Origin of the sequence: Sphingobium sp. PNB, from assembly GCF_019873065.1 — a bacterium.
GTDB classification, from domain to species: domain Bacteria; phylum Pseudomonadota; class Alphaproteobacteria; order Sphingomonadales; family Sphingomonadaceae; genus Sphingobium; species Sphingobium fuliginis.
Genome location: NZ_JAINEZ010000197.1, coordinates 1 through 2,128, shown reverse-complemented (window position 1 = coordinate 2,128; position 2,128 = coordinate 1). Strand labels below are relative to the sequence as shown.

Here is a 2,128-nt window from a genome sequence, read left to right as displayed (position 1 = left end):
CCACGTCGCCGCCCCGGTCCACCCGGTCGAACACCGCCGCATAGCCGGCGAACCGCACGTCACTCATGCGCCAGCCCCAACAGACCCAGCTTCACCGCCATCCCCAGCAGCATCAGCGCGGTGACGATCCGCACGATCCAGGCGACGAGCGCGCCCCGCGCCGCCTTCTTCGCGTCGCGCCAGCCGCCCAGCAGTTCGCGCAGCTCCCGCACATCCGCCTCCGCCCCGCGGTCCGCCAGCCCCAGCCGCTCCAGCGCCCGCCCCGCGCCCAGTTCGCTCGCCTCTTCGACCAGCGCGCGGATCATCAGCATGTCCGCCCCCGCCGGCTGCGCCTCGGCCTGCGCCACCAGCCGCGCCAGCATCTCCCCATCATATTTCATCACCTGCCTCCGCGCCCGTCGCCTCATCCCATGCCCAGCATCGCCTTCTTCTCCTCCGCCGACAGGAAGTCCGCGGCCGCCACCCGGTCCCACAGCGCGCTCCTCTCCTCGAACAGCGCGGGCACCGCATCCAGGTCGGCGCCCAGGCACAGCGCCGGCCACCAGCCCTGCAGACCCTGCGCCAACCCGCCCCAGATCTTCGCCAGCAGCGGCAGGATCGTCTGCCGCCACAACGCCCGATTGGCCTCGCGATAATTGGCGTAGCTATTGTCCCCCGGCAGCCCCATCAGCATCGGCGGCACGCCGAAGGCGAGCGCGATCTCCCGCGCCGCCGCCGCCTTCAGCCCCACGAAATCCATCTCGGCGGGCGTCAGGCTCATCGCCTTCCAGTCCAGCCCGCCCTCCAGCAGCATCGGCCGCCCGGCATTGGCCGCGCCGGAAAAGGCGACCTCCATCTCCCGCTTGACCCGCTCGAACTGCTCGGGGCTCATCACCGACCCGTCGCCCGGATCATAGACCATCGCGCCCGAAGGCCGCGCCGCATTGTCCAGCAACGCCTTGTTCCACACCGTCGCCGCATTGTGGATCGCCACCGCCCCGGCGGCCGCCCCGACGCAGCCCAGCCCATAATGATCGTCCAGCGGATGCAGCGCCTTCAGGTGCACGATCCCGGTCCTTCCGGCGCCATCCTCGGGCGACAGCCGCGTCACGCTTTCCCCGACACGGTAGAGATAGGCCGCCGGCCATCCCCGCGCATCCGCCTCCACGCTCACCCGCTCGGGCCGCAGCGCATACAGCTCGCCCGGCATCCCGTCCGCGCCCAGGATGATCTGCACATAGGCATTGCCATGCAGCAGCAGATGGCCCGCCACCGTCTCCACCAGCGACTGCCCGGACGAACAGCGCGCCACCAGCGCCTTCACCCGCGCCCGAACCTCCTCCGCGACGCCGCCGACGACCAGCGCGGTCCCGCCAGCCCCCTCCGACACCAGCCGCAGCGCCCTCTGCGCCACCGGATTGCCGATCACCCCGGCCCGCACCTGCTGCTCATAGCTGGCCGGCCACTCGCCCAGCGCGACCCCGCCCGATCCCCAGGCACGCGCCAACACCGGCCGCGCCCCGCCGCGCGCCGCCTTCACCCCGAACAATTTCATGGACCCACCCACCGACAAAAAATCCTCCCTCCGGAACGGAGGGAGGATCGTGAAGGTCTGCGGCGCTCAGCCGCCTACCGAAAACCGGACGGGTCTGCCCCGTCCCCGAACTCTCAGGGATTGCGGGCCAATACCCGATCGCAGGCGGAATTGGTCCCCTCGCTCTTCCCGATCACGCGCCCCGCCACGGCACCCGCCGCACCGGCCAGCAGGGATTCGCCCAGACTGCCGCCGGCCAGCGCGCCGACGCCGGCCCCGCCCGCCGCACCGATCACCGTGCCCTTGTCCCGCCCCTTCTTCGCCTGGAGCAGGCAATAGCGCACATCATCCCGATCGCGCGGCGCGGCCCGCGCCACCCGCGCCCGCTCCTTGCCGTTCAGCGAAGCCGCCAGCACCGGCGAACCCACCAGAGCCAGCCCCGCCGCAGCCATCGTCCATCCGGCCAGTTTCATGACCAATCTCCTTGCAAATCAGACGAAAGGACTACGCAAACACCAGGTCATTGTTCCCCCATTACGAACCGGCAATGTCGGTCGATCATGGCCATAGCGCTCCTGCGAAGGCAGGACCGCGCAGGATCAGGCATCCCCCCTG

At 70.7% G+C, this 2,128-nt stretch carries 3 protein-coding genes; all 3 read right to left on the bottom strand.

Features of this window, described 5'->3' with window-relative positions:
* Nucleotides 1–59 precede the first annotated feature (59 nt).
* Nucleotides 60–380 (bottom strand): DUF6127 family protein, encoded by a 321-nt coding sequence (locus K7W03_RS27295; RefSeq protein WP_222888094.1) that lies wholly within the window; start codon nt 378–380, stop codon nt 60–62.
* Between the two features lie 23 nt (nt 381–403).
* Complete coding sequence (locus K7W03_RS27290; protein WP_044662601.1) at nt 404–1,534, bottom strand: phage portal protein; 1,131 nt, start codon at nt 1,532–1,534, stop codon at nt 404–406.
* 113 nt (nt 1,535–1,647) lie between these two features.
* Nucleotides 1,648–1,986 carry a hypothetical protein gene (locus tag K7W03_RS27285; RefSeq protein WP_044662602.1) on the bottom strand — a complete coding sequence of 113 codons (339 nt, stop codon included), beginning with the start codon at nt 1,984–1,986 and terminating at the stop codon, nt 1,648–1,650.
* Between the last annotated feature and the right edge of the window lie 142 nt (nt 1,987–2,128).

What these genes read in the sequence shown, in the direction of transcription:
- K7W03_RS27295 (WP_222888094.1), bottom strand. Translation starts at nt 380, where the DNA reads ATGAAATATGATGGGGAGATGCTGGCGCGGCTGGTGGCGCAGGCCGAG.
- K7W03_RS27290 (WP_044662601.1), bottom strand. Translation starts at nt 1,534, where the DNA reads ATGAAATTGTTCGGGGTGAAGGCGGCGCGCGGCGGGGCGCGGCCGGTG.
- K7W03_RS27285 (WP_044662602.1), bottom strand. Translation starts at nt 1,986, where the DNA reads ATGAAACTGGCCGGATGGACGATGGCTGCGGCGGGGCTGGCTCTGGTG.